The organism is Psychromarinibacter sediminicola, assembly GCF_029168335.1.
Taxonomy (GTDB): domain Bacteria; phylum Pseudomonadota; class Alphaproteobacteria; order Rhodobacterales; family Rhodobacteraceae; genus Psychromarinibacter; species Psychromarinibacter sediminicola.
Window position 1 is genome coordinate 13907 of the sequence record NZ_JARGYC010000041.1, and the last position, 23353, is coordinate 37259.

The window sequence follows — 23353 nt, forward strand, 5'->3', positions numbered from 1 at the left end:
TCACGCCCTGTTCTGCGTATGGCCGGTTTCGGCGAAAAGACGAAAGATGCCTTGTGTGCCATCCTCGGCGTGTCCGGCCTCTGTCAGGCGCCGGTAAAGCTTTCGGGCCAGGTGCAGCCCCGGCAGGTCCAGACCCATCCGGGCGGCTTCGTCGAGCGCGATTTCCATGTCCTTTACGAAATGGTGGACGAAGAAGCCGGCGCTGTAATCCCGGGCGACCATTTTCGGCCCGAGGTTTACCAGAAGGAAGCTGGAGGCCGCACCGGTGCCGATCACGTCGAGAACCTGGCGCGGGTCGAGACCGGCCGCCTCGGCGTAGGCGATGCTCTCGCTGACGGCCATCATCGTCGAGGCAATGGCGATCTGGTTGGCGAGTTTCGCGTGCTGCCCGGCGCCGGCCGGCCCGAGGTGGGCGATCGTTTCCCCCATCAGTTCGAAGAAGGGGCGCACCTTCTCGAAGGTGGTCTGCTCGCCACCCGCCATGATCGCGAGCCGCCCGGCCCGCGCGCCGACGTCGCCCCCCGAAACCGGCGCGTCGAGGGCGCCGAGATCCCGCGCCGCAGCGGCTTCGGCGATCCTGCGCGCGAGATCGGGGCTGGAAGTCGTCATGTCGACGAGCACTGTTCCGGGGCGCGCCCGCGCGACCAGCCCGTCGGGGCCGAGGAACACCGCCTCGACGTCTGGCGGATAGCCGAGCATAGTGAAAACGATATCGCAGTGCTCGGCCACGCGACCGGGGTTGTCGTGCCAGGTCGCCCCGTGAGCGACCAGGTCGTCCGCCTTCGCCCGAGTCCGGTTGTAGAGGTGAAGCTGGTGGCCCGCCTCGAGGATGTGCCCGGCCATAAGGGCGCCCATGATCCCGAGACCGATAAATCCGATCGCCTGCTTGCCATCCGACGTCGTCATGAGCCGTGCCTCCTTGGGTTTTTCGTGTTTTCCGCGCTTCGGATCAGGCCGCGAATGTATTGAGGGCTCAGGGGTTGTCGGTTCGCGACCACACCCAGTGGAGCCAGCGCATCGTTGACCGCGTTGGTCACGGCACCGATGGCGCCCATGACGCCACCCTCGGCCATTCCCTTGATGCCTGCCGGAGTCTGCCGGCTTGGCGTGTTCATGTGCAGGATCTCGAAGTTCGGCAACTCGCAGGCAGTGGCCAGGAGATAATCGGCGAAGGTCGCGCTCATGTTCTGGCCGGACGCGTCGTAGACGACCTCTTCGAACAGCGCCCCGCTCAGACCCATCGCGATGGCCCCTTGCTGCTGGCCGCGCACCACCACCGGGTTGAGCACGGTGCCACAATCCTCGGCCACGAGGTAGCGCTCGATCACCACCCGACCCGTGGCCGTCTCGATCGCGACGATGCAGGCGTGGGTGGCGTTCGAGTATGTCATAGGCGGGGGATCGTAGGTCATCGCGACGTCGAGGCCGGGGGGCACGCCCTCCGGCAGGGCGGTGGGGTCGAGATAGGCCGTCCGCGCGACATCGCGCAGGGTCAGCTCCGTGTCCTGCCAGGCGTCATCGATCCTTCTCTGGACCCGCCGGTCCCGCAGACGAAGCGACGCCGTGTCGGCCGAGTTTAGCCCTAGCACGGCGGCGGCGATCGTCAGCACCCGTTCCTGCGCCTTTCGGGCGCAAAGATAGAGCGTTCCGCCGCCGGCCGTCGCACCGCGGCTGCCGCGGCTGCCCATCCCGTATGGGGCAATATCGGTATGGCCCATGTGCACGCGCACGTCGTCCGTCCCGACACCGAGCCCTTCGGCCACGGCCTGCGCCAGCGGCGTCTCGTAGCCCTGGCCCGATCCCATCAGACCCACAGAAGCGTTCACCGCGCCCGATGGCTCGATCCGGACCCAGGCCGCCTCGTGGCCCGAGCCGGCGATGCCGGCGGACTTGTAGAAATGCGACCCGTAGGTCGTCGATTCGACCACCGTGCAGAAGCCGAGGCCGATCAGTCGCCCGTCGTCGCACGTGGCTCCCTGGCGCCGGCGTATGGCCGAGACGTCGACCGCCTTGACCGCGGCTTCGAAGGTCTCGGCCGGGCTGATATCCTCCAGCACCTCGCCGGTCGGCATCGTGTGGGGGAAATCCGCCGGGCTCAGCATGTTCACACGGCGCACTTCCACGGGGTCCAGGCCCAGTTGGCGAGCAATCGCGTCGATGGTGCCGTCCATCACCCAGCTGGTGATCGCCATGGGGGCCCGCATCGGCCCGCTGCCGCACTTGTTGGTGAGCGCCACCTTTACCTCGTAGGCGTAGTCCCGGATCCGGTACGGACCGGTCAGGATCATGGCCACCACGCGGGACATGTAGTTCGCGGGGTAGAAGCAGTAGGCACCGAAGTCCTCGGTGATCTCGAACTCCAGCCCGAGTATCCGCCCCGACCGATCCACCGAGGCGCGGGTGCGGCAAGTGTTCTCGCGGGCGTGGCTGGCGGCCATCAGGTTTTCCAACCGGTCTTCGCGCCAGCGCACGGACCGCTTCAGGTGCCGCGTGAGGGCCGCGATGACGAGTTCCTCTCGGTAAAGTGCGATCTTCTGGCCGAAGCCGCCGCCGATGTCGGGACTGACCACAGTGACCTGCGATTCCGAGAGTCCCAGGCGCCCGGCAAGCTGGCCGCGCAGGGGATGCGGAATCTGGGTGCCGATGTGCATGGTCAGATGCTTGCGCCCTTCGTCCCAGACCGCCACACAGCCACGCGTCTCCATTGGGGCGTGGGTCTGGCGATGCTGGTGGAACTCAGCCTCTACCACCGCGTGGGCTTCGCGGCGCCGCGCGGCCGGCGCGCCCGCAGAGAAACTCTGGCGCGAGACCAGGTTACTTTCCAGGTCATCGTCCACCCGCGGCGCGTCGGGCGCCAGGGCCGCGGCGGCGTCGGTCACGGCCTCCAGCGTGTCATAGGTCACCGCGACCCGTTCGGCGGCATCCTCGGCGGTATAGGGGTCCACGGCGAGCACACAGGCGACCGGATCGCCATGGAAGCGGACCTTGCCCTCCGGCAACGTCGTCATTTTCGTCGGCAGCAGTCCCTCGATCGGCGGAGCCAGTCGCAGCGGATTGGTCCAGGCGTTCAGGTCCTTGCCCGTGAACACGCCCACGACACCGTCGAGTTCCAGCGCCTCGACCGTATCGATCTCCCGGATCCGCGCATGTCCGTGCGGGGAACGGACGAAAACCGCGTGCAGCGCTCCGGGGATCGCGATGTCGTCGACGAAACGCCCCTGCCCCGTCAGGAGCCGCCGATCCTCGCGCCGGGGAAGCGGCTTGCCGATCTCGGTGAAATCCTCGCTATCCACCGTCATTCCGGCTCGCCCCGCATCCCGGCGGCGGCCTTTTTCACGGCCGCGACGATGTTCTCGTATCCGGTGCAACGGCAGAGATTGCCCGATAGGACGTCCCTGATCTCGTCCTCGGTCGGGTCGGGGTTGTCCCTGAGATACGCCTCGAACGTGACCAGGATCCCGGGCGTGCAGAACCCGCATTGCAAGCCATGCTCGTCCTGCATCGCCTGCTGCAGAGGGCTGTAGCCGTCTGTGCCCCCGAGACCTTCGATCGTGGTGATCTCGTGGCCTTCCATCTGCATCGCGTAGGTAAGGCAGGCGCGCGCCGGCCGGCCGTCGATCAGGACCGTGCAGGCCCCGCAGACCCCGTGCTCGCACCCGACGTGGGTTCCCGTCAGGCCGCAGTCCTCGCGCAGCGCGTCGGACAAGAGCCGGCGGGCCTGCACCGAGATCCTGTGCGTGTCGCCGTTCACGCTAAGCTCGATATCGTGTCTGCTATCCATGCCGTTCTCCGGCCAGCGAAAGAGCGTCTGTCAAGGCCCCGCGAAGCAGGTTGCAGGCAAGCTCGCGGCGATAAACGGCCGGGAGTCCGGGCGCATCCTCGGGCTCCACCCGCTGCGCGGCCTGACCGGCAAGGTCGCTCGCCCAGCTTTCGCCCGGCGCGCCCTCGTCATCTGGGTCCTCCAAATCGTGAAGCCGGAAGGGCACCGGCGCGACGCCCCCAAGGCCAAGACGCATGTCGGCGAGCCGTCCGTCCGGGTTGCGACGCAGCCAGACCGCGGCGCTTACGATCGCGAAGTCGCCGCGACGGCGACTGAATAGGCGCATCCCCCAACCGGCCTTCGCAGCGCTGGGCTTGGGGAAGCGGATGGCAACGACCATTTCGTCTTCGTTGAGGTCGACCGTCATGACGTTCTGCAGAAAATCCGCCGCCGGGATCGAGCGCGTACCTGCCGCCGACCGCAGCACGATCTCGGCGGCGAGGGTGACCGCGACCAGCGGCAGTTGCGCCGCCGGATCGGCATGGACGAGGCTGCCGCCGATCGTTCCCCTCTGGCGGATCGCAAAATGCCCGATCGTCGCGGCGGCATACGCCAGCAGCGGCAGGGCGCGCAGGATCTCGGGCGCGGTCGCCAGACGGTGGTGGCGTGTGAGCGCGCCGATCTCGATCACGTCGGCCGCCTCGCGCACGTAGTCGAGTTCCAGCAGGTCGTTCAGGTCGATCACGACCTCGGGCCGAACCAGCCGCATGTTCAGCATCGGCCCGAGACTCTGACCGCCGCTAAGAAGCTTGGCCGAACGTCCGTGGGCCTGAAGGAGCGCGACCGCGTCCTCGACACTGGCCGGCCGCTGGTAGTCGAAGGCGACGGGTTTCATCGGCGCCTCACTCGCCCGCCCACAGAAGGCTCCGCCCGTTCTCGGGGTCGAAGAAGTGCAGCCGCTCGAGGTCCACCGAGAGCGAGAGCGCCTCCCCGGCCTTGTGACGCAGGTCCTTGCCGACCCTGAAGAACAGGTCGACGCCTTCCACCTGCATTTCCAGGAACTGGTCCGAACCGACCGGAAGCACAGACTGCACGTGGCCCGCCAGCGTCGCGCCATCCGCGGGTTCGCTACGCTCGTCCACATCCTCGGCCCGCAGACCGAGCCTCACGCTACGGCCCGACTGCCCGTCCAGCCGGTCCGCCATCCACCCCGGCAGGCGAAGCGACAGGGCACCCCGACGGAACCAGGCCGTTCCCTCCCCGTCAACGTCCAGCGTGCCGTCGATGTAGTTGATCGGCGGGCTCCCGAGGAAAGAGGCCACAAAGGTGTTGCGCGGCCGTTCATAGATTTCGTCCGGCGCGCCGATCTGCTGCACGAGGCCATCGCACATGACCACGATACGGTCTGCCAGGGTCAATGCCTCCGCCTGATCGTGGGTCACGTAGACGAAGGTCGTGGCCATCGCGCGATGCAGCTCCTTAATCTCGGCCCGCATCGATATCCGCAACGCCGCATCGAGGTTGGAGAGCGGCTCGTCCATCAGGAAAACGGCCGGGTCGCGGACCATCGCGCGCCCCAGCGCCACCCGCTGCCGTTGCCCGCCCGAAAGATGCGACGGCCGACGGTCGAGCAGGTGGTCGATCTCCAGGCGCTTGGCCGCGTCCCGGACCCGGCGCTCGATCTCGTGAGCGGGCCGCTTGCGCATGTGCAGCCCGAAGGCAATGTTGTCGAATACGGACTTGTGCGGGTAGAGCGCATAGCTCTGGAAGACCATGGCCACGTCGCGCCTGTGCGGCGGCGCGTAGTTCACCATCTCATCGTCGAACAGCAACTCGCCATTCGATACCTCCTCGAGTCCTGCGATCATGTTCAGGGTGGTGGATTTGCCGCAACCCGAAGGACCGAGCAGCACCACGAATTCCCGATGCGCGATGTCCAGCTCGAGGTCCTTCACGGCGTGGAAGCCGTTGGGATACTTCTTGTCGACGTTTTGAAACCGAATGCGGGCCAAGTTGGCTCTCCCTGGGTTATCCCTTGACCGCGCCGGCCGTCAGGCCCGACACGATGTAACGTTCGAACAGGATGGCCACGATCACCGGCGGGATGATCGCAAGCACACCCGCCGCGTTGATGAACGAGAAGCTGATCGTGAAATCCGACGTGAAGGAGGCGAGCAGGATCGGCAATGTCTGCGACGCCTCGGTCTGCGTGAACATCAGCGCCAGAAGGAACTCGTTCCAGCTTGTCAGGAAGGTGAAAAGCACGACGGCGACGAGCGACGGAAGCGACAGCGGCAGGAACACCCGCAGAAGCGACTGAAGCCGCGAACACCCGTCGACCCGCGCGGCCTTGTCGAGTTCGTCGGGCAACCCTTCGAAGTACTGGATCAGGATGAAGACGGTGAAGGGCACTGTGATCGCGAGGTAGGTGATCACTAGCGATGATATAGTGTCCAGCAGCCCGAGCTTCCGGATCACGAGGAAGAAGGGCACGACAAGCGCGATGTCGGGGATCACCCGGGTGATCAGGATAAAATAGACCGATCCGTTGCGGCCCCAGTAGCGGATCTTCGCCATCGCGTAGGCGGCCGGGACCCCGACCAGCAGGTTGAAGATCACGACGAGCGTTGCGACGAGAAAGCTGTTCCACATCGCCGGAAGCAGGTTCTGCGCCGTCGACGGGATGAATCCCCCGGCTGCGGGATCCACGCCGCTTCGGTTTTCGTAGGTGACCTCCTCTTCCTCGGTCGCCTTGAAGATCGCCCTGAAATTCTGAAGCGTCGGTTCTTCGGGTATCCAGTGCGGCGGCACGGACACGATCTCTGCCTCCGTCTGGATCGAGGACGAGACAAGCCACGCCACCGGAGCGAGAACGTAGAAGAGCAGAACGACGGAGCTTACAAGGATTACGCCTGTCCGGGTCCAGGCCGCGATGGTCTGACGGCGGCGATAGTCGGCACCCGTCACGGCGCGCGGCTGCGGTTGCGCGGTGCTCATGCTCAGACCCTCCGCCCGAGGAAACGAATGATGAAGTAGGCCAGCACGAAGGTGACGATCGCCAGGATGTAGGACATCGCCGCGCCGCTGCCGAAGGAAAGGTTGCGGAAGGTCTCGACATAAATGTGCCAGGACAGGACGTGCGACGCGTCGCCCGGACCGCCTTCGGTGAGGATGAAGAACAGGTCGAAATGCCGGATCGCCATCATCGTCTCGTAAATCATCACTAGCATGAAACCCGGCTTCATCGACGGCAGTGTCACATGGGTGAAACGCTGCCAGATGCCAGCGCCGTCCACCCTTGCGGCCTGGTACAGGTCGGCCGGAATGGATTTCAGCGTGACAAGCAGCAGGATCGTGGCCAGCGGCACCTCCTTCCAGACGAAGGCGTTCGCGATCAGGAAGATCGTCTTGTCCTGGTCTCCCAGCCAGACCATGTACTTGTCGATGAAATCGAGCTGGTAGAGGACCCCGTTCAGCGCGCCGTAACCGGAATCGTAGATCCACTTCCACATCAGCGCGTTTGCCACGTAGGGGATCGCCCAGGGGATCAGGAGGATGGTGCTGAGCACCCGCCGCCCGCGGAAGTCCTGGTTGAGAAGCAGCGACACGAGCAGAGCGATCACCGCGATCGCCGCAACCGAGGTCACGGTGAACGTCACTGTACGTGCCACCGAGACCCAGAAAAGCTCGTTGCCCAGCAGGTCGGTATAGTTCTCGAACCAGACGAACGGCGTCCGGTTCGGTCGCGTGAGCTTCATCCGGAAAAAGCTCAGCCACAGCGAATACAGGATCGGAAAGACGGCCACGGCCATCAAAACGGCCATGACGGGAAGCAGGAACAGAACCGCGCTGCGTTCCTCATATCCGAACCGCTGGCGCCAGCCGTGCGGCGCCGTTTGGGAGAGTGCCTGATCAGTCAAGTGCGATAACCGGTGGCCGGAGGACCGCTCGGGCGCCGGCCCGGAGCGTAGAACCGGAGGGCGCGCCGCGCCCTCCGAGGGTGAAAAGAGCGAGCGTTAGTATTCCGACTTCAGCTCCGCCCACAGTTCCGCGGACTTCTCCAGCGCCGCTTTCGGATCGACGTTGCCCAAGATCGCGGATTGCCACGCCGATCCGTTGGTTTCGCTCCACTCGCCGAACCACGGCGTGATCACATCCTTCTTGCGGGCCTGCGCCTGCTGTTTCTGGATCATGTCCACGTCGCCATAGGCGTCGTAGGCGGCCCGGATCTCGGGATCCTCGAAGAGCGGCTTGACGCCGAAGCCCGCACCGATATCGAGGAAAAGGAGCTTCTGGAACTTGTACTCCCCGTCCGCCTTACCGCCGAACCACTCGATGAGCTTGGCGGTGTTCTCGGCGCGCTGCTGATCCGCCGCGGCCTGCGCCGACATCCCGTGGAATCGCATCCAGCCCACCGTGTCATGCGCGCCATTGCTGCCCATGGGCATCATGGCCTGCTTCACGTTTCCGGCCACCTGCGACTGCTCCGGGTCGTTCAGCATCCGCAGACGGTACTTGGCGACCAGCGCGAAGGCGTGGTTGCCGGATGCGAAGGCCTTCAACCCGGAAAGCTCGCCGGTTTCAACGCAAGCGGGCGAGATGATCCCATGCTTTCTGACGCCGTCGACCACCCACCGGAGCGCCTCGACCGCGCCGTTGCCTTCGTGCTGCATGATCGCGTCGCCGTTGTCGTCGACGAAACGCCCGCCGTGCGAATAGACCAGTGCCGACATGAACTCGATCAGCCAGCTTTCCTGCGCCATGGCCAGCATCATCGGGTATTCCGCGATGCCCTTCTCCTTCATGACCAGCGATTGCTCGACCACTTCGTCCCAGGTTTCCGGCGGCGCGTCGAAGCCCGCTTCCTTCAGCTTCTCCTCGTCATAGAGGAACGCCATGAAATCGGTGTAGTAAGTCAGGCCGTACTGACGCCCGTCGTAGGTCATGGAGTTCGTGCAGAAATCCTCGGCCTCGGCGTTGTATTTCATCAGGAAATCGAAATCGTCGACCGGGGCGATCCATCCGGCCTCGGCCCATTCCGGCAGCCAGGCGTCCGAAACCCACATCATGTCGAGCGGCGCGCCCCCAACGAACTTGGTGACCATGCCTTCGCGGTACTGGGCCCACGGCGAGTTGCCGTAGTTCACCGGAATGCCGGTGTGCTCCTCGAAAGCCGTCAGGTGGCTTTTCACCGTGTCGACCGCGGCCGACCACGTATGCAGGTTCACGGGCGACGCAGACTGGGCAAGGGCCAACCGGCCAGGCGCCGCAAGCCCCAGCGCGCCCGCCGCGGCCGAAGTCTGCATGAACTGCCGTCTGCCCATGCTTGGCATTCTGCTAGTTTTCATCTCCCTGTTCCTTCTTCTCAGGCGCGGGAACCGCACCGCCCCGCCGGCGGCCGGCATGCCGCCGCGGAAGACGCGACCGATGCCGACGTCAAAACGCTAAGCGCGGAGACACTATGTCGTCAAGTGATGACATTCAGGAATCTAGATGCCGGCCGCAAAACGCTCGCGAATGGAGCACCTGCAGATCAAACATTCAGCCGCTGGGCTCGGCCTCTGCCTCGAAATAGGACTGAAACCCGGCGATGAACATACGCACTTGCATCCGCACAACACGGTCTTCGGGCAGCGTCGAACCGGCGTGATAAAGATGGCGGCGAATCGCATAGTGCGAGATCGCGCCGTGCAGAACCCAAGCCGCTTCATGCAAGAGATCCTTGTCGTCGGGCAGATCGACGCCCTGCTCTGCGGCCACCTCCTGGACGATCAATTCGAGCAGCTGGATCACGACGCCGGCGATATAGTCCGGCGCCATCCGGGCATCGGCCAGCGATGCATACATGAACAGCCTCAACCAACGGCGGGTCAGCACCGAAGCGAGATAGTCCTTGTAGAAATCGTTCAGTCTCGCCTCAATAGGCCGCGATCTGTCCTGCAGCTCCACGAACCAGACGGACTTGAAGTGACCGAGAATCTCCTCGCGGTAGACCTCGGCCAGAAGGTCCTCCTTGGTCGGAAAAAACCTGTATAGCAGCCGTTGCGAGATGCCGCATTCCTGCGCCAGGGCACGCGTCTGCGCGGTAAGCCCGTGCTCGGAAAAGAACCGGCCGGCCGTCTCCAGTATCTGCGCCTTCCGTTCCGCGTGTGGAAGCCGGCTGCGCGGCGTGCCGCCCTCGGCGCCGGAAGCCTCGCGCGGTTTCTTGGTTCCTCTCAAACTCGTGGATCTGGCTTTCAATGGTCTGCTCCCCCTTGGCCCGGTTCGCCCGGCGTACTCGATAGTGGTGCCGTGACAAAGGATACCGCGATGACGACGCCCCACAAGTCATCGTTTGACGACATGGCGACAGGTTCCTACAGTCGCGTCACACCATGACGTACAAGGGGGCCGAGAGCAGAGCATGATCTTCGAAAAGCGCACCTACCGCATCACTGCCGGACGGGCCGGCGAATTCCTCAAGCTGTACGAGGCCGAAGGCCTTCACGTCATCACCCGCTACGCCGAACTCTGCGGTTGCTGGACCACCGAAAGCGGCCCGCTCAACTCGGTCGTCTTCATCTGGTCCTATGAAGACTTCGGCCACCGCACCGAGCAACGCGCAAAGCTCGCCGCGGATCCAGAGTGGCAGCAGTTCGTCCCGAAGATTTTGCCGTTCCTTGAGTATCAGGAAAGCGTCTTCATGCAGCCGGCCGGTTTCTCGCCACTAAAGTGAGAGGCCGATCAAGGGCGTCAGTCCGAGATCCTAATCCTCGACCGAAACGCTCGAACGCGTAGCACATGGTAGGCTTTGCCGGCTGTATGTTTAAATCAAAAACCGCGGCGCGTTAACGCTGATCGCCGAACAGCGGTAGACCCGGTTTCGGCACCTCGCAGCGTAGGATCGTGCCGGTCTCGGACTCGGTAATGACCATCTCGCGACCGCCATTCGGCAGGAAGGCCGCGTTGGTCGTGTGCAGGCCGGCCGGGGAGTCGATACGCAGCGCGGGCTCGCCCCGTGGCGTCATCAGCCAGACCACGCCCAGCCCGATGTGGCAGATCGCCAGCCCTCCCTCGGCGTCTATCGCCAGACCGTCCGGGCCTCCGCCGCCGCTGAGCTGGATGAACAGCCCGACCTTGGCCACCCCGCCATCGGGCATCAGCGGCACGCGCCATATCGCGTTCGCGCGCGTCACGGCGACGTAGAGCGTCTCTTCATCCGGCGCCATGACCAGCCCGTTGGGGCTGGGCACGTTGGATAGCAGCATGTCGACCGTTCCGTCGGCCCGCACCCGGAACACACGTCCCGTCGGATCGTGCAGCCCGGTCAGCCCCTGGTCGGTGAAATACAGATCGCCGGAGCGCGAGAAAGCCAGGTCGTTCACCGCCTTCAGCCGCTCAAGGTGGTGGCGCTGCAGGAACGGCGCGATCCGCCCGGTCGCCGGGTCGAAGACCATTATCCCGTTCTTGTAGTCGGCCACGAACAGCCGCCCGTCGGCGTGGAAAGCCAGGCCGTTCGGCTCTCCATCGTAGGTGATCATCGTCTCGAACCCACCATCCGGGGACACCCTGAAAATGCGACCATAGGCGATGTCGACGCACCATAGGTTGCCCTCGCGGTCGAAGGCCGGCCCCTCCAGCAGGGAGTGCTCGGGCAGCGCGCCGGGCTGGCCGTCACGCCACTCGGACGGCTCGCCCTTCATCCGCAACTCCTCGGGCAGCGGAGCGAAGACGGTGGCCTGTTTCGCGGGGGGCGGAGTGAACATGCGGCGAGGTCCTTTTGTCAGTGTCTCAGAAGGTCGGGCATCAGCAGCGCAATCTGCGGCACCGCGTACATGAGCAGGCAGAAGCCCAGGATGATGACGGCATAAGGCATCGACGACCGGCCGATGACGCCGAGCGGCGCCTTGCTGATCGACTGCACGGCGAACAGGTTCAGCCCCATGGGCGGGGTCAGCGCACCCAGCTCGATGAGCAGGACAAGGACGACGCCCATCCAGACGGCGTCGTAGCCCATGACCTCGAACACCGGGAACAGGACCGGCACCGTCAGCAGCATGATCGACAGCCCGTCGATGAACATGCCGACGGCCACGTAGATCAGGATCAGCAGGCAGAAGAAGGCGAACGGTCCGATGCCCGCGTCGGCCAGGGCCCCCGACAACCCGCGGCTGACGCCCGACGTGACGACCGCGAAGCTTAGGAACTGCGCGAATATGGTGATGAACATCACCACGCAGCTCGTGACCACCGCGTTGCGCAGTGCCTCCGTGAGCGCCCGCAACCCGAGGTCCCGGTACAGAAGCCCGAGGACCAGCGCGAGCAGGCAGCCGAAGCCGGCGGCCTCCGTCGGGGTGACGATCCCGAAGTACATCGACCCGATAACCGCCGTGATGAGGATCGCGACAGGCAGGCAGTCGCGCAGCCCCTTCAGACGGGAGCGCGGCGCTTCCTCCTCTTCCGGCCCAGTCGGGGCGAGTTCGGGTTGCAGCAGCACGCGCATGGCAATGTAAATGACGAAGGTCAGGGCCAGCAGCAGGCCGGGCAGGATCCCGGCCATGAAGATCGCCAGCACCGAGGTCTGCGTGATCGAAGCGTAGACGATCATCGGGATGCTGGGCGGAATGAGGATGCCCAGGCACCCACCCCCGGTCAGCGACCCGAGCGTCAGGAGATCCCCGTAGCCGCGCCGTCGCATCTCGGGCACCGCCACCGTACCGACCGTCATCGCCGTGGCGACGGTGGACCCGGCCAGGGCCGAGAATGCCGCGCAGCCGACGATGTTTGTATGCGCCAGCGCGCCGGGGACACCGCGCAGCAGGTCCGCGACGCCGCCGTAGAACCTGCGGGCGAGGCCGCTGCGCAGGATGATCTCTCCCATCAGCACAAACAGCGGGATCGCGACCAGCGTGAAGCTGGTCGCGGTGTTCCAGATTATGTCGCCAAAGGTCGGCCACAACCGCGTGCCGGCCGCCAGCGTGACGCCGACGATACCGACGATCCCGATCGTCGCCCCGATCAGCACCCCGCCGACCAGGAACCCCCCGATCAGCGCGCCGTAGAGAAGAAGCGTCTCGGCCCAGCCCATCCTAGGCGCCCCTTGCCGCGATCAGCGCGCGGCTCAGGAACTCTTCCGCGAAGGACAGCGCCAGTATGGCGAACCCGGCCGGCACGGCGGCCTGCGGCAGCCACAGCGGGGTGTTCGACGAGAACGCCGAGGTCGAACCGAACAGCAAGCTCAGCGCCCATGTCTTGTAACCAACATAGGCGGCGAAACAGGCGACCCCGAAACTCAGCGCGCTGGCGAGCGCCAGCGAGACGGCCCGGGTGCGCGCCCCCATCAGCCGCCGCCCGAAGTCGACATGCAGCAGCGCGCCGGAACGGTGCGCATAGGTCAGCCCTGCCATGATGAGCACGGCAAAGCCGTAACCGCCGTATTCGTCGGCGACCAGGGTCGACACGCCGAACAGCGTGCGGCTGACGATCTCCACGTTCATCAGACCGAAGACCAGCACCAGCACCGCCATCGCTAGCGCGACCAGCCCGGCAGCGGCGATATCCAGCCCCCACCGCAGGCCGCGAAGCCATTTCGGCAGCGCGGCCCGGGTCTCTGGCTCATTCTCCCGTTCCGGGATCAGCACTTCTGCCTCACTCCGAACAGGCCGCGCTGACGTCGTTCAGCAGGGTGGCCGCGATGTCGCCGTTGGCACCGGCCCAGTCCTGCCACAGCGGCTTCGTCGCCTCCCGCGCCGTTTCGAAGTCGGCGTCGGATGGCGTGATCAGCGTCATGCCCTCCGCCTTTAGCTTCTCGGCCGCCTCCCCGGCGGCGACATCGATCGCCTCCTTGAACTTGTCCTGCCAGGCGGCGGCCGTCTCCTCGAGCGCCGCTTGGGTCTCGGGCGACAGGGCGTCAAAGGCACTGTCGTTCACCGCGATCAGCTGGTCGGTCATGGTGAAGTTCAGCATGTAGCCGGCGTCGACCACCTCGTAGAACTTCCAGTCATATGCGGGAATGACCGCCGTGATTGCGCCGTCCACCACACCGCGCTGCAGCGCGGGGATGACCTCGGCCGGGGTGATCGCCACACCGGAGGCGCCCAGAAGGTCCAGCATCTCCACCTGCATCTTGTTCCAGGTGCGGATCTTCTGCCCCTCCAGCTCGCCGATGCCATCGACCGCATCGCGCAGCCAGATCTGCTGTGGCGGCATGGTCCAGCCGGCCAGCCCGTGCACGCCGAACTTGGATTGCAGCCGCTCGTTGAAGGTCGGCATCGCCGCGTCTATGGCGTCGTAGAAGCCGTCGGTCGACGTGCACAGGAACGGCAGGCCGAACACCGTCAGCTCGGGCACGTCGCCGGCCACCGGGCCAAGGGCAAGGTCGGCGATCTGGATCTGGTCGGTCGCCAGCGCCTTCAGCACGTCCGTGTTCTTATACGGCAGCTCTCCCGAGGAATAGACCTCGATCATCAGGTCACCGCCCGTCGCCTCCGCCACGTCGGCGGCGAAATCGCGGTACAGCTCCGTCGGTTTGTCGTTCGTCGCGAACGGCGTGAACAGCGACCATGTGGTTTCGGCGCCGGCCTGCCCGGCGAATACCAGCAGGGCGGCAACGGATGCGCAAAGCGCGGTCTTCTTCGGTGTCATGTTATGGGTTCTCCTCCATTTCGGGATCGCTCCCGATCCTGTGGATGCGAATTGCTCGGGCGCATCGTTCCCAGGCCCGTGACGCACGGGCGCCTCCTTCGGTCGTCGGGCGCGGCTGCCGGACATCGCGTCACTCCAGCAGCAACCGCGCCGTGTTGGCGTCGGTAATAAGACAGTTGGCCAGCCGCCCCGTCAGCGCCGCGCGGATCGCCGGCGCACGCTTCACCCCCGACGCCACGATCACCACCGGCCGGTCCTGGTCGGGCCATGGCCGAAAGGACGTCAGCCGCGCGTGATAGTCGGCGTCCACGATGTTCCCCTGCGCGTCGATCGCGTAGCCTAGAAATTCCCCGACGGCGCCTACGTTCATCGCCTGCTGCGTCTCATCTCGCGTGAGGAAGCCGTCGCGCAGCAACGAGGCGTCGTCGCCCCAGTAGCCGATGCCCATCAGCAGGAACCGTGCCTTCCCCACCAGGTCCGTGATAGACCTGAACCCATGCTGTGCCTGCAGCACTTCGCGCTCGGCCGCGGTGTTCGCGACCACCGGCATCGGGCGCGGATAGCATTCGGCGTTCAGCCGGTCCGAGATCCAGATCACCACGTCATGATGACTGGCCCGCCCGTCCCGCGTGAGGTTACCCATCAGCGATACGCAGCGACAGTTCGGCCGATCCATCCGCCGCAGTCGGTGCGAGACCTCGCGCATTGTCGTGCCGTTGCCGACCCCGATCACAGTCGGCTCGCGCGGCGTCATCATCAATTCGAGATAACGGGCCCCGGCTGCGCCCACGGTCGGGATATCCTCGGTCGACCCGCTCTCCGTCGGCGCCACTTCGCAGGAGCGCAGATCGTAGCGCTCGCGCAGCTCCTCGGCCAGCCGAATACAGTCGCTAAGCGCATGTTTAAGACGGAATTCGATCAGGTCGGAATTGTGCGCCAGCGCAATCAGCCTTTGAACCACTTGTCGCGACACCTGGAGCTCGGCGGCGATCTGGTCCTGAGTGCGCGCCTTTTCATACGACAGCCACGCCGCACGCGCCGCAAGGTCGATGCGGGGATCCGTCGACAAGTCAGCTGAGGCGACGCGGCGGCTCATCGAGGCAGCGTCTCCCCGGCCCTGCCCCTGTCGGCACCTGTGCTCCAACCATGATCCGGACGAGTGCCCATGATTTCCCCTGCAAGGCCGTTTCGATCAATTGATCGACATGCGAATATTTGCACTAAAGATCGCTATAGAGTCAAGCGCACTTCAACCGCGACGCTTCATGGCCCGCGATTGGTCTCTTGAACGTCCTGGGACAAAGATTGCGGTGGTCACTTGCTGGACCCGCTGGAGCCGTGATGTCGGCACCGCGCTCCTGAAGCCTTCGTGTCCTCCCAGAATTCGGCTTCGGTCATGATCGGTCAACTTGGTGATTGACCGATCATGACGCCAGCATCTAGAACACGTTTGACAAGTCGGGGAAGCCTGTACTGCCAAAGGGTTCCAAGGGCGGCGAGACCTCTACAACCCCGGCTCACGCGATGTTCGAGCTCTCAGGGCCCGAACGACCTGAAGCGCCTGCCGCAGGCCGCCCTCAGTTGGAAAAGCTGCGCCATCAGCCGCGATGCGCCGCACCTTCGCTGATCCGGGCGGGAGCGTCACCCACTGAGGAACCGCCTCATGAGCACGCCCGCGCACATCCTCCAGCCGGCACTTCGCAGCTATCGCGGCACGATCACAAGTCCTGAGCGATGGTCCGTCTGGGAACCCCGCCGCGGCGACATTCTCGTTTGCACGCCACCCAAAAGCGGAACGACCTGGACGCAATCGATGCTCTCAATGCTGCTTCACGGCAGCACCGAGTTGCCGGACAGGGTGCCGGTCCTCTCGCCCTGGGTCGACGCCGATCTGGGGGCTCCCGCGGACGAAATCGCGGCGGCGCTGAGGACGCAGCCGGGCCGAAGGGTCGTGAAGACCCACACTCCGGCCGACGGGTTCCCGCTCTGGGACGGTGTGACCGTGATCGCGGTCTACCGGCATCCGCTCGATGTCTTCTTTTCGCTTCGCGCCCACAACGCGAACGTGGCCGAGCCGGAACCGGACGATCCCTTCCTCCTGCCGCTCGAGCGCGCGTTCCGGCACTACGTCGAAGACCCGGCGGACACCGGGGATTTCGACCGCGACACGCTGGCCGCTCTGGCACTTCACTACCGGGAAACGGCCCTGTCGGGACGGCTCCCGGAGCTGAAGCTGTTCCACTATGCCGACATGCTTCGCGACGGGCGGTCCACCGTGGAGAAACTGGCCCGCGCCGTCGGCGTCGAGGCGAGCGCCGAGCTGATCGACACGGTGACGGCGGCCACCTCGTTCGAGTCGATGAAGGCGAATGCGCAGGACTATGCGCCCGTTGCCGGGACTGGCTTCTGGAAATCCGATGCCGATTTCTTCGAATCTGCCAGTTCGCGGAAGTGGAAAGGCCAACTCTCGACCGAGCAGATTGCCACCTACGACGCGCGCATAAGAGCGCTGGTCGGCGACGCGCGGGCACGACGCTGGCTGGAGACCGGCGACGGCCCCACGACTGCGAAAGACGAGCGGCAGTAAGGCTGAACGGTCGCCGCGATATCTCGCAGCTCCCGCCGGCTACAGGTCGATATTGGCCGTCGCCTCCCGGGACCTTGCGCGGACGTGGTCGGCGTCTGCGTCTGCGTCGGCGTCGGCGTCGGCGTCGGCGTCGGCGTCGGCGTCGGCGAGATCGTGGATCAGAACAACGTCCTGGACATGCACCATGCCCGACGGTGGCTGAGAACTTAACCAGAACACCCGTGCACGGATTTTGCACGGATTGCACGTGAAATCAGGTGAAATCGGGTGAAATCGGGTCGAATCCAACGCCTCAACATCTTTTGGCTGACATCGAAGAAAGGCCTTGTTTTCCGGGGCTCTGGTGTTCTACAAGCCCGCTGTCGCTGCCGTAGCTCAGGGGTAGAGCACTCCCTTGGTAAGGGAGAGGTCGAGAGTTCAAATCTCTCCGGCAGCACCAGCAAATATCCAGTGATTGAAAGTACCTTAGCGTGTCCGCGGCGTCATGCCCCCTGGCCTGTACCGATCCTTGTACCGACGCTCCTTGGCAATTCGGACGTTGGGCATGGCTCTGAGGAAGGCGCGCGCTCGACATCGCAGTGCCGCTCCGCGCCGCTACAACCGGGCTTCGCGCATATGCCGCTTGCACTCCTTCGGCCGACGCCCGTCCGACGTGAATGCATCGACGCCGCAGGCTGCACACTGCCACCGCACAAGCGTGTCCCGCGCCCGTGGATCGCGTTTCCAGCGACATGCCGTGCCGCCCCGTCGGCCGCGCAGAAGCCGAAGGGTCAAGCCCGCGAGGAACAGCGCCACGACCGCCAGGACGACAAGCTGGATCGTCCCGCCGCCGAACAAGGCGAAAGGCCAGTCCGCGCTGTTATCCGGTGCCTTTACGAACTTCATGCGGTCGGGGTCTGCCTGACGAATCTGGCAAGCATCGGGCGATCCTGTGCGCCGCATCTGCCGCGGGCGCGACGGTCACACATGTCCCGACGCATGGACCCGCCGGATGATCCATGCCGGACCGCGGAATCTAAATTTCTCGCGTTAACTCAATAAGATAGACTGCCGAGAAAGGTCTGGGAACTCTAACGTCTCTCCGGCAGCACCCGACGTCCCGGCACGACAGAACACCCGCCCGCCGCGAAACCGCGCCGCCCGCGCGGCCGCTACCGGGACGTCGCGCGCGCCGCGATGTGGTCGCCGAGGCGCACCGCCAGGGCGGTGATCATCAGGGTCGAGTTCACATGGCCGTTGGTCGGAAACACCGAGCCGCCGGCGACGAACAGCCCGTGGACGCCATGCACCTGGCAGTCGCGATCCACGACACCGCTCTGCGGGTCGTCGGACATGCGCGTCGTGCCGGCGGTGTGGGCCATGTCGATCACCGCCGCGTCCCCGAGCCGCTCCTCCGCGACCCAGTCGGACAGGATCGGCGCGGGCATCCCGCTGCGCGCGAAGCCGTCGCGCAGCAGGCGGGCGAAATGCGCGAGCGTGCGCATCTCGGTCTCGCCCACCCGCCAGCGCACCCGCGGCAGCGGCGTGCCGAACCGGTCGGTGCGCCCGGCCAGCGTCACCCGGTTCTCCGGATCCGGCACCTGCTCGCAGATCGCCTGCACATCGAGCCCCGTCAGCTTGTGCGGCAGACCGCCGGTCAGGTATTCCTCCGCCGCCATCTTCGGGCGGAACCGGATCACCTGGTTCACCGCGAACCGCGCCAGCCCGCGCGGCATGCGCCGGTGCTGCAGCGCGAGGCGGCCGAGCCCCTTGGCCACCAGCCCGGGCGAGCGCAGGATGCTGACCCCGTCGGACAGGTAGCTGTCGCTCTGCCGCCCGAGGATGCGCTTGGCGGCCTCCCACGGGTCGTCCGGCGCGCGCTCGCCGGGCATGAAGGCGGCGCAGTTCAGCAGGCCCTCGGCCGCCTGCACCTCGGGCCGGGGGGCGAGGCCGCGCATGTACATGGTCATGCCGCCGGCGCCGCCGAGGCCGAAGAAGCCGAACAGCTCGGACATCCGGGCGATGGCGGGCGCGTCGAAGCGCGCGACCTCGGCGCAGGGATGGTCCAGCAGGTAGCGGCCCACCGTGTCGTGGCCGTTGCCGAGGCCGTTCGGATGGTGGCGGGTCGAGGCCAGCAGGAGCCGCGCGTTCTCGATCGCGCTGGCGGCCAGCACGACGGTTCGCGCCGAAACGCGCCGCCGGGTGCCGTGGGCATCGGCGACGACCGCGCCGGCGGCCCGCCCGCCATCGGGGTCGGTGACGATCTCGGTCACGGTCGCGCCGGTCAGGATGCGGCAGGGCACCGGCTCATCCTTCAGGAACTCGTGGCCGGCGCGCAGGATGTCCATCGGGTCGATGGTGGAGCGGGCGAACTGCCAGAAATACGAGCGCAGCACTTCCGGGTCGGGCCGCGGCTCGGGACATGGGCGCTGCATCAGCTCCCACAGGCGGTCGTCATAGACGTTGGGGCCGAGGTTCAGAAGCCGCGCCGCCCGGTCGAGCGCGCCGGTCAGTTCCGCCGGCTGCAGCGGCCAGCCGCTGTTGGGCACCCAGTCGCGGCGGGCATAGTCGATCTCGTCGAAGGCGGCGGACTTGCCGGCCCAGGCGGCCGTGGAGCCGCCGAGCCCGCGGCAGCGCACGCCGAAGCCCTGCCGCGCCGCGTCCCAGTGGCGGGTCAGCGCGGCGTGATAGGCCTGCCGCTGCGCCTGCTGCGTCGCGGTCCAGGTGTCGGGCGTGGCGATCACCTCGTTCAGAGCCTCGGCGTCGGGGCCTTCCGCCAGCCCGCCGCTTTCCAGGATCAGGATGTCCAGCTTCGCCCCGTCCAGCCCGCGCGCGACGGTCAGGCCGGCGGGGCCGCCGCCGACGATCAGCACGTCGCAGGCCAGGTCGCGCACCTCCGCCAGATCGGCCATGTCCGCCACCCGCACCCGGCCCGCGCCGGGGCGGCCGGCGGTCGCGGCGCGGGCGAACTGCCCCGGGTCCTGCCGGGTCATCCGCCGGTCCGCAGGTGCTCTTCCCCGACCTGCACGAAATCCAGCGCCGCGCGCCGGATCTGCCGGTCCCGCCGCATCAGCGCGGCGTTGGCCAGGAACTTGTCCAGCTTGCGCCGGACGCGCCGGGCGGTCAGCACCGCCTTGTCCGGCGCGCCGAGCGGCTGGCCCTGCTGCATCGGGATCGACGAGGGCGAGAAGCGCTCGATCACCGGGAAGGGGAAGACGGAATAGATCGGCAGGTCGGTCTTCCAGAACGAATCCATCGCGATGTCGATCGACGTATCCACGTCGCGGCACGCCGCCACCATCTTCGCCGCGCCGGCGCGCGACAGCAGATAGGCCTGCGCGCCGAGGGGGCTGGACTTGTAGCGGATCACGGCGCGGTCGAACAGGAAGCTGAGCTGCGTCGATTTCGCAGCGTACATGCCGAACAGGCGGATGTAGTCGATGCCGTTGCCCTGGCAGAACGACAGCAGATCGTTCAGCGGGAAGGCGGTATCGAAGATCACGTCGTCCTCGAACACCAGCAGGTAGTCGCTGGTCCCCTGCTCCAGGAACCGGTCGATGACGCTGTAATGGCTGGACCACACCGCCAGCTGGGGCTGGGTCAGCGTGTGTCCGAAGCTGCGGCGGATGCGGCCCGCGTCGTAGCGCAGCGCCGGGTGCTGCAGGCCGGTATGCGCGTCGAAGAACGACCAGGCATGCGGCAGGTCGGCGAAGGTCGTCTCGATCAGCGCGCGGCGCCGCGTGGCGGCGGGCAGGCTGATGACGGAGATTTCCAGGCTCGGCGCGGTCCAGGCGGCGTCGGCGGCGAGAGCCTGCGGGCGGGTGCGGTCCAGCATCCGGGTCGCCTCCTATTCCGCCGGCGCGGCTGCGGCCGGCCCGGCCGGGCGGCGCACCGCCCGCCGCAGCGCCGGCTTGCGCAGCCGCATCACCGACGCGGGGTACTGGGTGCCCAGCGCGACGCGGCAGGTGCGCGAGAGGATGTCGAGCGTGTGGCGATAGTCCTCGATCCGGTACTCGATGTCGCGGTTGGCCCAGTTGTAGGCGTTCATCTTCGGGTGGAAGGAGCGCTTCGACAGGATCGCGTCCCAGTTGGTGAAGACGTGCCGGTCGGTGTCCAGAAGCCGCTCCACCCCGCGCGTGGCGCCGAAGCGGCGGGCCTCTTCGGGGTCGTCGAACAGCACCGTCAGCCCCATCGCGTTGTCCGGATCGTTATGCGGCGAAACGCGGCAGCCGGCCGCGCCCTCGAAGGTTTCGGCCACCAGCTCGTAGCGGCGCCGCAGGCGGGCGAGCAGCGGGTCGAGCCGCTGGAGCTGCGCGTAGAGCACCGCGCCGGTCAGCTCGGACACGCGGAAGTTCATCGCCGAGAACAGCGGCTCGTCCGTCTCGGCGTGGCCGCGGATGAAGTTGCCGGGGTCGTGGTACATCCGGGCGCGCGTGAAGTAGCGGTCGTCGTCGGTCAGGACGGCGCCGCCCTCGCCGGAGGTGATGTTCTTGTAGTGGTTGAAGCTGAACGCGCCGAGATCGCCGATGGTGCCCAGCTTGCGGCCCCGGTAGGGCACGCCGACCGCCTGGCAGGCATCCTCGACCACCAGAAGCCCGTGGCGCCGCGCGACCCCCATGATCCGGTCCATGTCGCAGGGCAGGTTCAGCATATGCACCGGCATGATGGCGCGGGTGTGGGGCGTGATCTTGCGCTCGATGTCGGCCGGATCGATGGCGAGGCTCTCGTCGATATTCACCAGGATCGGCACCGCGCCCACGGCGAGCGGCGCCAGAGCGGTGGACACCCAGGTATAGGCCGGGACCAGCACCTCGTCGCCGGGCCCGACGCCGGCGGCCGCCAGCGCGGTGATCAGCGCGTTGGTGCCGCTGGTCACGGCCAGCACGTGCCGGCTGTCGATCTTCTGCGCCAGCGCGCGTTCGAAGCGAACGGTATAGCCCTTGTCGCCGCGCCCGTAGCGCAGCAGCTGGCCGTTCGCCAGAACCCGCCCGAGCGTCCATGCTTCTCGGAATGCCACTCTCGGCATGTCAAATCCCTCCCACCACGGGCGACATCAGTATGACTCCGGCGCGCATGCCGTCCGGGAACGGCGGTGCCGGCAATGATCGTTCGGAAAGGACACCGGTGGCGCATAAGCAGCAGCGTCGGATCGGAAATCGGCGCACCGGCGTCTCACCCTCAGGAAACATGGTTATCAGGAAACCCGGGCGGGCCTCATCGAGTTGTGTCAAAATCGTGCCAAAATGTTTCGCGCGCGAAACAAATACAGCTGCGAATCGGTATTGTTGAAATCCAGGATACGATTTCGTTGCGCAAATCTACCGCGCCGCGCGCGGCCAGTTCAGGATGTGTTCAGGATTCGCCCGGCCGACCAGTACGGCGCGCAGGCCGATCCAGTTGCCGCGCAGGCGGCCCTTGCGGTCGACCCACGGTTCCGGCTTCAGGCTGCGGGCCGCGTTGGCCAGCAGGTTGCGCAGCACCAGCCGGGCCGAGAAGCCGGCCGACAGCGTGCCCTTGCGCCACAGGTAATACGGGTTGACGACCTGGCTGTAGCCCAGCCGCTCGCCGCTGGTCTCGCGGCCGGACTTGGTGCCCAGATGCACGCCGGTGAACTCGGTCATCTCGACCCGGCGGCCGGGCAGCTGGCGGGCGAAATCCACGTCCTCCTGCCAGCCGTAGAGCGGCAGGCGTTCGTCGAAGCGCAGCGTCGCGACGCGCGCGCGGCGATAGGCCATGTTGCAGCCGTAAAGCCCGAAGGTATCGCCGGTGATGCGCGGCGCGGGCCGCGCCCCGTCGCGGCGCGCGGCGTCCCAGTCGTCGAGCAGGCGCCGCGCCTCGGCCTGCGGAATGCCCGGAGTGCCGATGCCGTCGGCGATCAGGTCGCCGGTGATGCCGTCGACGTCTGGAAACCGGGCGAATCCCTCTGCCAGCGCGGCCAGCGCATGGCGCGACGGGAAGAAGTCGTCGTCCCAGAACACGACATAGTCGATATCCGGCCCGACCCGGTCGAGCGCCGCGTTGCGCTGCCGGCAGCTTCCGGGCGGCGACAGGATCACCTCGGAGGCGATCCGCGGATCGAGCAGCGCGGCGAGGTCGAAATCGGCATCCGCCGGCTCGGTCACGGCCAGGGTGACGGAGACCGGCAGCAGCGTCTGCGCGTTCAGCCAGGGGATCATGTCGCGCAGGATGTCGGAACGCCCCTTGGACGCCACGAGCACCGCGATGCGGGCGGAAGCGGAAGACATGCGATACGGGTCCCGTGTCTGGAATGCGACTTTTCTGTGGGAATTACGCCAGAACTTGGGCAGATTCCAAATGGAGAAGCGAGGGGAAAGACACGGGTGCGGCGCGGATTGCCTGAAAGCAAATGCCGTTTTGTCCGGACAGGGCGCGAGTCTTGACCT

At 66.3% G+C, this 23353-nt stretch carries 22 protein-coding genes and 1 tRNA gene; 3 read left to right on the top strand and 20 right to left on the bottom strand.

Annotated features, from left to right (window positions below; all coding sequences use genetic code 11):
- From P1J78_RS15125 to P1J78_RS15165, 9 genes are all read right to left on the bottom strand, one after another.
- Nucleotides 1-906: an NAD(P)-dependent oxidoreductase gene (locus P1J78_RS15125; RefSeq protein ID WP_275568212.1), complete on the bottom strand. Its 906-nt coding sequence runs from the start codon at nt 904-906 to the stop codon at nt 1-3.
- Complete coding sequence (locus P1J78_RS15130; protein ID WP_275568213.1) at nt 903-3299, bottom strand: xanthine dehydrogenase family protein molybdopterin-binding subunit; 2397 nt, start codon at nt 3297-3299, stop codon at nt 903-905. Before P1J78_RS15130 ends, P1J78_RS15125 begins: the two co-directional genes overlap by 4 nt.
- A complete protein-coding gene (locus P1J78_RS15135) occupies nt 3296-3781 on the bottom strand; it encodes a (2Fe-2S)-binding protein (RefSeq protein ID WP_275568214.1) in 486 nt (161 codons plus the stop codon). The genes P1J78_RS15130 and P1J78_RS15135 overlap by 4 nt, the downstream gene beginning before the upstream one ends.
- Nucleotides 3774-4655 (bottom strand): FAD binding domain-containing protein, encoded by an 882-nt coding sequence (locus P1J78_RS15140; protein ID WP_275568215.1) that lies wholly within the window; start codon nt 4653-4655, stop codon nt 3774-3776. Before P1J78_RS15140 ends, P1J78_RS15135 begins: the two co-directional genes overlap by 8 nt.
- Nucleotides 4656-4662: 7 nt before the next feature.
- Nucleotides 4663-5772 (bottom strand): ABC transporter ATP-binding protein, encoded by a 1110-nt coding sequence (locus tag P1J78_RS15145; protein WP_275568216.1) that lies wholly within the window; start codon nt 5770-5772, stop codon nt 4663-4665.
- Between the two features lie 16 nt (nt 5773-5788).
- Complete coding sequence (locus tag P1J78_RS15150; RefSeq protein ID WP_275568217.1) at nt 5789-6757, bottom strand: carbohydrate ABC transporter permease; 969 nt, start codon at nt 6755-6757, stop codon at nt 5789-5791.
- 2 nt (nt 6758-6759) lie between these two features.
- Entirely contained in the window at nt 6760-7584 is an 825-nt protein-coding gene (locus P1J78_RS15155; protein WP_275568218.1) for a carbohydrate ABC transporter permease, read from the bottom strand.
- A gap of 192 nt (nt 7585-7776) precedes the next feature.
- Nucleotides 7777-9165, bottom strand: coding sequence for an extracellular solute-binding protein (locus P1J78_RS15160; protein ID WP_275568219.1), 1389 nt, complete (start codon nt 9163-9165; stop codon nt 7777-7779).
- Between the two features lie 136 nt (nt 9166-9301).
- A complete protein-coding gene (locus P1J78_RS15165; protein WP_275568220.1) occupies nt 9302-10000 on the bottom strand; it encodes a TetR/AcrR family transcriptional regulator in 699 nt (232 codons plus the stop codon).
- Between the two features lie 163 nt (nt 10001-10163).
- Here P1J78_RS15165 and P1J78_RS15170 point away from each other — a divergent pair, with 163 nt between their 5' ends.
- Nucleotides 10164-10475: an NIPSNAP family protein gene (locus tag P1J78_RS15170; RefSeq protein ID WP_275568221.1), complete on the top strand. Its 312-nt coding sequence runs from the start codon at nt 10164-10166 to the stop codon at nt 10473-10475.
- Between the two features lie 112 nt (nt 10476-10587).
- On the opposite strand, the gene P1J78_RS15175 is transcribed toward P1J78_RS15170, so the two are convergent.
- From P1J78_RS15175 to P1J78_RS15195, 5 genes are all read right to left on the bottom strand, one after another.
- Entirely contained in the window at nt 10588-11505 is a 918-nt protein-coding gene (locus P1J78_RS15175) for an SMP-30/gluconolactonase/LRE family protein (protein ID WP_275568222.1), read from the bottom strand.
- A gap of 17 nt (nt 11506-11522) precedes the next feature.
- Complete coding sequence (locus tag P1J78_RS15180; protein WP_275568223.1) at nt 11523-12827, bottom strand: TRAP transporter large permease; 1305 nt, start codon at nt 12825-12827, stop codon at nt 11523-11525.
- A gap of 1 nt (nt 12828) precedes the next feature.
- The gene (locus tag P1J78_RS15185) at nt 12829-13380 is read right to left on the bottom strand and encodes a TRAP transporter small permease subunit (protein ID WP_275568224.1); all 552 of its coding nucleotides are present in this window, start codon (nt 13378-13380) and stop codon (nt 12829-12831) included.
- A 7-nt stretch (nt 13381-13387) separates the two neighbouring features.
- Nucleotides 13388-14383 (bottom strand): TRAP transporter substrate-binding protein, encoded by a 996-nt coding sequence (locus P1J78_RS15190; protein ID WP_275568225.1) that lies wholly within the window; start codon nt 14381-14383, stop codon nt 13388-13390.
- Nucleotides 14384-14513: 130 nt separating this feature from the next.
- Nucleotides 14514-15479, bottom strand: coding sequence for a sugar-binding transcriptional regulator (locus P1J78_RS15195; RefSeq protein ID WP_275568226.1), 966 nt, complete (start codon nt 15477-15479; stop codon nt 14514-14516).
- A gap of 567 nt (nt 15480-16046) precedes the next feature.
- Here P1J78_RS15195 and P1J78_RS15200 point away from each other — a divergent pair.
- On the top strand, nt 16047-16970 hold the full coding sequence (locus P1J78_RS15200) for a sulfotransferase domain-containing protein (protein ID WP_275568227.1): 924 nt from the start codon (nt 16047-16049) through the stop codon (nt 16968-16970).
- A gap of 39 nt (nt 16971-17009) precedes the next feature.
- Here the strand turns inward: P1J78_RS15200 and P1J78_RS15205 are convergent, their stop codons facing one another.
- A complete protein-coding gene (locus P1J78_RS15205) occupies nt 17010-17156 on the bottom strand; it encodes a hypothetical protein (RefSeq protein WP_275568228.1) in 147 nt (48 codons plus the stop codon).
- Between the two features lie 178 nt (nt 17157-17334).
- Between P1J78_RS15205 and P1J78_RS15210 the strand changes: the two genes are divergently transcribed.
- Nucleotides 17335-17409 (top strand) — tRNA-Thr (locus P1J78_RS15210).
- A 155-nt stretch (nt 17410-17564) separates the two neighbouring features.
- On the opposite strand, the gene P1J78_RS15215 is transcribed toward P1J78_RS15210, so the two are convergent.
- From P1J78_RS15215 to P1J78_RS15235, 5 genes are all read right to left on the bottom strand, one after another.
- Nucleotides 17565-17855 carry a hypothetical protein gene (locus P1J78_RS15215; protein WP_275568229.1) on the bottom strand — a complete coding sequence of 97 codons (291 nt, stop codon included), beginning with the start codon at nt 17853-17855 and terminating at the stop codon, nt 17565-17567.
- Between the two features lie 266 nt (nt 17856-18121).
- Nucleotides 18122-19942 (bottom strand): GMC oxidoreductase, encoded by a 1821-nt coding sequence (locus P1J78_RS15220; protein ID WP_275568230.1) that lies wholly within the window; start codon nt 19940-19942, stop codon nt 18122-18124.
- The gene (locus P1J78_RS15225; protein ID WP_275568231.1) at nt 19939-20784 is read right to left on the bottom strand and encodes a glycosyltransferase family 25 protein; all 846 of its coding nucleotides are present in this window, start codon (nt 20782-20784) and stop codon (nt 19939-19941) included. The genes P1J78_RS15220 and P1J78_RS15225 overlap by 4 nt, the downstream gene beginning before the upstream one ends.
- Before the next feature lie 12 nt (nt 20785-20796).
- Nucleotides 20797-21975, bottom strand: a complete 1179-nt coding sequence (locus P1J78_RS15230; RefSeq protein ID WP_275568232.1) for a DegT/DnrJ/EryC1/StrS family aminotransferase — start codon at nt 21973-21975, stop codon at nt 20797-20799.
- Nucleotides 21976-22267: 292 nt separating this feature from the next.
- Entirely contained in the window at nt 22268-23194 is a 927-nt protein-coding gene (locus P1J78_RS15235) for a glycosyltransferase family 2 protein (protein WP_275568233.1), read from the bottom strand.
- Nucleotides 23195-23353: the final 159 nt, after the last annotated feature.